Below are 8,152 nucleotides of genomic sequence, written 5' to 3' on the forward strand. Positions count from 1 at the left end.
GGAAAATTATGAAAATAAAAGATTTATTTAAAAATAAAGATACTATTTATTTAAATAAAGAATTTAGTTCTAAAAAAGAAGTTTTAAATTTCTTTTCTAAAGAACTTTATTCTAAAAAATACAGTGATAATCAAGAAACTGTTTTTAATTTATTTTTAAAAAGAGAAGAACAAGATTCAACTGGTATAGGTGACTATATTGCAGTTCCACATATGAGTGATGATTGTATTAAGGAATCAACTTTATTATTTGCAAGAGTTAATAATTTAGATTGAAATTCCATAGATGGAAAACCTGTTAAATACATTTTTGCTATGGCTTTTTCTAATCAACAAAGAGAAAATTCTCATTTAGATATAATGTCAAAATTAGCGAAATTTTTAACCAAACCTGATTTTATTGAATCTTTAGAAAGAATTCAAACAGTAGATGATTTTATGTTATTAATTGAAAAATATGAGCAAGAAAATGATAAAAATACAAATAATAACAATTTAAATCAAACATATGATATAGTTGCTGTAACCGCTTGTCCAACAGGAATTGCTCATACTTATTTAGCCGAGCAAAAATTAATTGAACAGGCTAAAAAAATGAATCTTTCAATAAAGGTAGAAACACAAGGTGCAGATGGAATAAAAAATCCTTTATCAAGTGCTGAAATCGAAAAAGCAAAAGGTGTAATTTTAGCTGTTGATAGAGAAATAGAAAAAGAAAAATTTGCCAACTGTTCTAATGTTATTGAAATTTCAACTCAAAAGGCAATACATAAACCAGAAGAACAAATTCAAAAAATTTTAGATAATAAAGGAACCAAAATTAAATCTGTTTCTTCTGGAAATAAAACTGAAAACGTAGAAGGGGAATTAAGTTTTAGTGGTTTTGCTAAAAAAATGCATCGTTCCCTATTAACTGGTATTTCATATATGTTACCTTTTATAGTTTTTGGTGGAATTATTTTAGCTATTGGATTCATTATTGATTTAATAGTAGGTAAAGCATTAGGTGTTGATATTCAATCTAACGGATTTTTAGCATCATTTGGATTTAATAACGGTGTTGCTAATCTATTTTTCAAAATAGGTAAAGTATCACTTGGATTAGCGGTTCCTGTGCTTACAGCTTATATTTCTTTTGCTTTAGTAGGAAGACAAGGGTTATTACCTGGTTTTGTGATCGGGACAATAGCAAGTGGAGGATTATCAGATACATATTCATTCTTGTTACCATCAATTACTAACTCAGGAGTAAATAATGCTGATAAATTTTTAGGAACTGGGTCAGGTTTTGTTGGTGGAATACTTGGAGCATTTTTTGTAGGTGCAATGATAATTGTATTTTCTAAATATGTTTTTGGAAAACTTCCAAAACATTTACAAGGAATTAAAAATATTTTATTTATTCCTTTATTTGGAACAATTGTTATAGCTTTAGCATTTTGAGTTGTTAACATAGTATTAATTTATGTAAATTTAGGTTTAGTATTATTTTTACAATTAATGCAAAATAAACCTTATTTAGCATGATTACTAGGACTAATTCTTGGTTCAATGATGGCAATTGACTTAGGTGGACCAATTAATAAAGCTGCATACATTTTTGGTACATTAACAATTGTAAATGGTCAATCTTCAGTTTCTATGGCTGCAGTAATGGCGGCTGGTATGGTTCCTCCTTTAGGAATTTCATTATCAATGTTTATTAGTAAAAAATTATGAACTAAAGAAGAAATTGAAGCTGGAAGAATTTCTAACATAATTTTTGGTTTATCATTCATTTCAGAAGGAGCAATTCCTTATACTTCACAAAGACCAAAAATATTAGTACCTGCTAACATTGTGGGTGGAGCAGTTGCTGGTATAGTTTCTGCACTTCTTGGTGTTAATATTGTTGCACCGCATGGTGGAATGTTTGTTGTCTTTTTAGCAAGAACACATCTATTTAATAGTTTTGGATTGCAAATTGGTTTAGGTATTGTATTTTGAATTTTAGCTATTTTACTTGGATCTTTTGCATCAGCATTAACAATAATTTTAATGCACAAATTTGCAAATAAAAAACAAGCTAAATAATATGAGTAAAAATATTTATACTTTAACACTTTCTCCATCAAAAGATTTGGTTATTGAAAACGCAACTTTTAATTTAAAAGAAGTAAATAGATATATTGATTCACACATTTTCCCAGGCGGAAAAGGAATAAATGCTTCAATTATTTTGAAAAGACACGATATCGATAATACAGCAATAAGTTTTTTTGATGCAGATACTTATAAAGAATTTAAAGAAATTTTTAATACTGAAAATATTAAATTAATAAATATAGATCACCCTAAAAAAACAAGACTAAATATAAAATTTTACGGAAAAAATACAGATTTTGAACTAAATGGACCTAAAACTAATTTGTCTTATGATTTAGTTGGAAAACTCAAAAAAGAATTAAATAAAATAACCAAAAATGATCTTCTTTTAATCATGGGACATAGCAATGAATTTATAACAGAAGAAATTATTGAAATTATTTATCAAAAAGGAATTAATTTTGTTTTAGACATTGATACAGAAAAAATGCAAACATATATTAAATACAATCCTTTTTTAATTAAACCTAATAAGGACGAGTTAGAAAGAAATTTCAATACAAAAATTTCTTCAGAAAAAGAATTAATAGAAATAATGAAAAAAATTCAAAACAATGGATGTCAAAATGTTATGGTTTCATTGGATAAAAATGGTTCATATTTATTAACTAAAGAAAAAGAAATTTATAAAGCATCAGTAATTGAGAAAATAAATGTTGTTTCCGCCACAGGAGCGGGAGACACAGTTATTTCTATGTTTGTTTCAAACTATTTTTTAAACTTAGAGAATGCTGAAAATTCTTTTCGTATAGCTAATGCAGCAGCAATGGGGACTGTTGCTTCTCAATGATTAGGAAATAAAAAATTAACAGAAAAATTTTTAAATAACGTAAAAATTGAGAAATTATCTTATTAAACACCATTTAAATTATGGTGTTTTTTCATTTTAAAAAACAAAATAGTAATATAATTTAAAGGTAAAGTTAATTTAAAATTTTTATAAAAGGAAAAAAATGCAAAAAAAATTTAAAAGAATTTTTATGATCGTCACTGATTCATTGGGAATTGGTGATGATGGAAGACAAAAAGAGTTTGGTGATCAAGGTGCTGATACTCTATTCCATGTAAGTGAAAGTAATTTATTAGAAATTCCTACTTGAAAAAAATTAGGTATTGGAGAAATTACTAAACTTCATAATTATGGCAAAAAAAATAAAAATCATTTAGCATATATGGCAAGAATAGTAGAAAAATCTAATGCTAAAGACACTTTGGCTGGTCATTGAGAAATGATGGGAATTGAAACTAAAGTTCCTAATCCACAATTTGTGGAAAAAGGATTTCCACAAGAACTAATTAGCAAATTAGAAAAAGCTTTTGATGGTAGAAAAATCATCGGAAACAGGGAAGCTAGTGGAACAGTAATTTTAGCTGAATTAGGAAATGAAGAAATTGAAAAAGGTCACATCATTGTTTATACTTCTCCTGATTCAACATTACAAATTTGTGGTCATGAAAAATATACAGGACTTGAAAATTTATATAGATATGCAAAAGCAGCAAGAGAAATCTGTTCTTCTAATCCTGAATGAAATGTTGCTAGAGTAATAGCAAGACCATATGTTGGAGAAAATGGAGAATTTACAAGAACTTTTAATCGTCATGATTATGCTAATAAGCCACCAAAACAAACAATTTTAAATCAATTGCAAGCTAAAGGTATAAAAACAATTGCTGTTGGTAAAATTAATGATATTTTTGTTGGTCAAGGAATTGATGAAGTATTTCCACCAGCAAGTGATAACGAAAATATGGATGTAGCAATTGAAATTGCTTCTAAAAATACTGAAAATGAGTTTATCTTTGTTAATTTAGTTGAATTTGATTCACACTATGGACACAGAAGAAATCTTGAAGGATATGCTCATAATATTAATTCATTTGATATAAAATTAACAAAATTAATTAATGCAATGAATGAAGATGATTTATTAATAATTACATCAGATCACGGTAATGACCCTTCATTCCCAGGAAGTAATCACACAAGAGAAGCATTACCACTAACAATCTTTTCTAAATCATTTAAAGGTTCAGAAAGAAATCTTGGAATTTTAAGTGGTTTGGGAACTTCTGGAAATATTATAGCTAGAAATTTTGATTTAGAATTAGTTGAAACTGGTGAAGATATTTTTGACAAACTTATATAAATAAAATAAAAGGAACTATTGCAGTTCCTTTTATTCTTTTGGTTTTTTATCGCTAATTCCAGAAATATTTTTTAAATTATTAATTTCTAATTGAAGTATTTCAATTTGTTCTTGAAGTTCGTTTTTTTTATTTTTTAAATTATTAATTTCTGTTTCAAGATTGTTTTGATTTTCGATGAAACTATCAAATTCTTCGTTAATTTGATCTAAAAATCAATCAACTTGTTCTGGATTGTATCCATTTAAAACTATGTCAAATTGTTGATTTAAAATTTTTTCTTTAATTCTTTTAATCATTGTTTTCCTTAAAGTGATTTAAAATTATACCATTTGCTATTGCTACATTTAATGATTCAAAATCAATTTTTATATAAATATTTTCATTTATAAAATTTTGAATTTCAGAACTTATTCCATTTCCTTCGTTTCCAAAAATTATTGCTATTTTTTCTTTATTTTTCTTTATATTAGATAATTCTACACTTTCTTTTTTTAACACCGTTCCATAAATTCAATACTTATTTTTGAGTTGATTTAAATAAAAAACTAAATCATTTGTTTGAATAATGTTTAAATAGAAAAATGCTCCTTGGGATGATCTTACAACCTTTTCATTATAAATATCTACACCTTTTACTATAATATCTTTAAAACCAAAAGCTTGACAATTTCTTAAAATGGTCCCTAAATTACCTGGATCTTGTATATTATCTAAAATAACAATTTTAGAAGAAAAATCATAATTATTAGTATTTTTTTTGCAAACAGCAATAATGTTTTGTGGTGTATCGGTAAAAGAAAGTTTTTTTATTATTTCTTCTGTAACTAAAAAAGATTTTATTTTTAATTTTGTAGAAAATTTTTCATATACTTCTTGTTGTGAAGTTACTATTTCTTCAATGAGATTTTGTTTTAGTGCTTCTTCTATTATTTTAGGATTTTCTATTAAATATAAGTTACTTTTATCTCTATATTTCTTTATTTTTAATTTGTTTAAATCAATAATTTTTTGATTTTTTAGCGAATTAATTATCATTAGAAATAAAATCTTTTCCCTTTTGAACTTCAAATAAAGAAAGGTTTTTAAAGTCTAATTGTCTCATCACTTCATATGCAACAAGAATTACAGAATTAGCTAGATTTATTGATCTGTTTTCAGCAACCATGGGTATTCTTAAACAAGATTGTAAATCTTTTTGTAATATTTTTTTAGGAATTCCTGTAGATTCAGTTCCGAACATTAAAAAAATATCTTGACCATTTTGATCAATTTCTTTAAAATTGACATCACTATATGTTTTTTGTCCATATCTTGTTATGTAATAAATTTTTTGATTTTTATATTTTTGATTAAATTCTTCATAATTATTATGAATTTCATGTCTAATATCACTTAGTCTTTTACCTGCTGCTGGTCTTTTTAATCATTTTGGTTCTAAAATAAAAGCTATGGGTCTGATTATATGTAATTTTGCTCCAAGAGCAAAACAAGTTCTTATTATATTTCCTGTGTTTGGACTTATTTCAGGTTGGTATAGGATAATATTGAGCATTTTTACCTCTTTAATTAATAATTTATTTATTATTAATTATACTAAATTGTATTTTATAAAAAAATTTTTATAACTATTTTAATTTTTAAATCATTTTAATTAAGAAAATGTATAATTAAAATATATAAATATTTGAGGAGAATTATGAAAAAGAAAATTTGAGCAATAAGTCCAATCATTTTATCAAGTACTTCTATATTAATAGTTTCATGTAATCAAACTAATGAAAGTAATACAGATACAATAAACAAACCTATTAATAAAGAAGAACTAAAAGATTATAAAATTTCAAATATAAAGGAAAATAGCATTAATTTGACTTTAAAAATAGAAAATTTAGATCAAAATAAAAACTACAATTTAAGTTTTAAATTTAAAAACGGATATTTAAAACAATTTCCAATAAATTCTAGTAAACTTCAATTTTCTTTTATTTTCAATAAATTAGAAAGCAATACTGAATATCAAATTTCAGAAATTTTTTTAAATGACTTAAATATTTTAAAGAATAAAACAATTTCTTTTAAAACCTTACACCAAACAAAACCATCAGATGAAATTAAAATTAAAGAAAAACCTGAATTTGATTTTAAAAATTCAATTTTTTCAATTGTAAGAAGGGACTATAATTTTGCTGAATTCAGTTTAATTTTCGATAGTAAAAATTTAAATAGTATTAAAACAGATGAAAATTTTAAAGTAACTTTAAATAATAATCAAACATATAAAGCAAGTTATGAATTTTTAGAAAATAACAAAATTAAAATAAAAGTAAATGCAAATAACTTATTAGAAAATACAAATTATTGAATAAAAAAGATTACTTTTAATACAGATGATAAAGACAATGTTATATTTACCAATAATGATAACAGCAATAATTTTTCTTTTAAAACATTCTTTTTAATTGATCAAGTAAATGAGTTAACTATAGCTAAAAAAGAAATTATTTTAGAAAATAATACGGAAAATACTTCAAATAATTTTGAGATAACATTAAATCAAGTTAAAGATTCTTTTGTAAACAAAAATTCAAGAATTTCCTTTATAAATAAAGAAAATAATAATAAAATTTATTCTTCTGAAATTAGTTTAAATTCATCAAATAATCATTATTATTTTATAATTAATAATATAGAAGCTGGAACCTATGAATTTAATTTTTTTGAAGTTGAAGTTAATAATCAATGAATTAAATTTAATAATAATTCAAATTTTTCAAAGGAATTTGTTGTCAAATTAAAAAATAATGATACAGAAACTTCAAATAATAATCCAAAGGAACCAGAACAAGGAATTGATGTAGAAGATGTTAATAAATCAATAGAAAATTATGGTAATATTTTTACACTTCAAAATGCTAATTTAATTCAAAATACAGAAATTAATGTGCATAATTCAACTAATTTTTCAGAAATAAGTAAAGATAGTTTATTAAACAAAAATAGTTATTACACTTCATACTTTTCTTATTTAAATAACACAGTAACTAAACCAATACAGAAAGAAACTTCAATTACAACTAATGAAGTTTCCAATATAGACATTTCTTCAATTGAAGTTTCTTCTAATTTAATAAATTTAAATATTATCAATAACACTTCTGAAAACATTTCTAGTGCTAAAGTTTTAGTAAAAAGTTTTGATCAATATAATCAATGAAGTAAATATATTGATTTAAACATAAACGGAAATAAATTGAGCTTTAATCCTAATCTATTAAGTAACTATCAAAATGAGTTCATAGTAACTGAATTAATCATAAATAACAATAAAAAATCTTCTTTCAATTTACAATCTAAATATAAATTTATAAAGGAAAATACTTTATTTAATGATTTAACTATAGAAAATTTTGATATTTATAAAAATGAAAATTCTAAAGAAATATATGCAACATCTTCTTTTAATTGAAGTCAAAATCAATTAGCAGTTTTAAGCGACAAAATATTTGTTTTTTATTTTGAAGTTGAGAAAAAAGTTTATAAAGAAAAGAAAAAGAAACCAACTTTTCCTTTTGATCCAGAAATTGTAATAAATGAAGATGAAAATTTTGATGCTTCTAATTCTGTTCCTTCTATTAAAAAAATCTACATTCCTTTTAGTGAATTAAGTAAGTTTTCAATTGCAGGTTTTCAAGAAAAAATAAAATATAAACTTAAATATATTGATATTGTCAATAATCATAGTTTTATAAATTTTCTACCAAGAAAAGATGTATCTAATAAAAACATTAGTTTTTCTTATAATTAAAGTGGGACAATTTATTGGGACACATTTTACCAGTGATATCACTGGTAAAATT

7 protein-coding genes are annotated in these 8,152 nt (G+C 23.8%); 4 read left to right on the forward strand and 3 right to left on the reverse strand.

What is annotated here, in order from left to right; genetic code table 4:
- Positions 1–8 precede the first annotated feature (8 nt).
- From ACXX87_RS02580 to ACXX87_RS02590, 3 genes are all read left to right on the forward strand, one after another.
- Complete coding sequence (locus ACXX87_RS02580) at positions 9–2,072, forward strand: PTS fructose transporter subunit IIABC (RefSeq protein ID WP_436359130.1); 2,064 nt, start codon at positions 9–11, stop codon at positions 2,070–2,072.
- Between the two features lies 1 nt (position 2,073).
- A complete protein-coding gene (locus ACXX87_RS02585) occupies positions 2,074–3,000 on the forward strand; it encodes a PfkB family carbohydrate kinase (RefSeq protein ID WP_436359132.1) in 927 nt (308 codons plus the stop codon).
- A gap of 97 nt (positions 3,001–3,097) precedes the next feature.
- The gene (locus ACXX87_RS02590) at positions 3,098–4,294 is read left to right on the forward strand and encodes a phosphopentomutase (protein WP_436359133.1); all 1,197 of its coding nucleotides are present in this window, start codon (positions 3,098–3,100) and stop codon (positions 4,292–4,294) included.
- A gap of 30 nt (positions 4,295–4,324) precedes the next feature.
- Here the strand turns inward: ACXX87_RS02590 and ACXX87_RS02595 are convergent, their stop codons facing one another.
- The 3 genes from ACXX87_RS02595 to ACXX87_RS02605 are packed head-to-tail and all read right to left on the reverse strand — an operon-like array spanning position 4,325 to position 5,847.
- A complete protein-coding gene (locus ACXX87_RS02595) occupies positions 4,325–4,591 on the reverse strand; it encodes a DivIVA domain-containing protein (RefSeq protein ID WP_458573222.1) in 267 nt (88 codons plus the stop codon).
- Positions 4,584–5,330: a TrmH family RNA methyltransferase gene (locus ACXX87_RS02600; RefSeq protein WP_436359139.1), complete on the reverse strand. Its 747-nt coding sequence runs from the start codon at positions 5,328–5,330 to the stop codon at positions 4,584–4,586. The genes ACXX87_RS02595 and ACXX87_RS02600 overlap by 8 nt, the downstream gene beginning before the upstream one ends.
- Complete coding sequence (locus ACXX87_RS02605) at positions 5,320–5,847, reverse strand: tRNA (cytidine(34)-2'-O)-methyltransferase (protein ID WP_436359140.1); 528 nt, start codon at positions 5,845–5,847, stop codon at positions 5,320–5,322. The genes ACXX87_RS02600 and ACXX87_RS02605 overlap by 11 nt, the downstream gene beginning before the upstream one ends.
- 144 nt (positions 5,848–5,991) lie before the next feature.
- Between ACXX87_RS02605 and ACXX87_RS02610 the strand changes: the two genes are divergently transcribed.
- Positions 5,992–8,100 carry a hypothetical protein gene (locus ACXX87_RS02610; protein WP_458573223.1) on the forward strand — a complete coding sequence of 703 codons (2,109 nt, stop codon included), beginning with the start codon at positions 5,992–5,994 and terminating at the stop codon, positions 8,098–8,100.
- Positions 8,101–8,152 lie beyond the last annotated feature (52 nt).

It is taken from the genome of Mycoplasma sp. 613B, assembly GCF_054343485.1.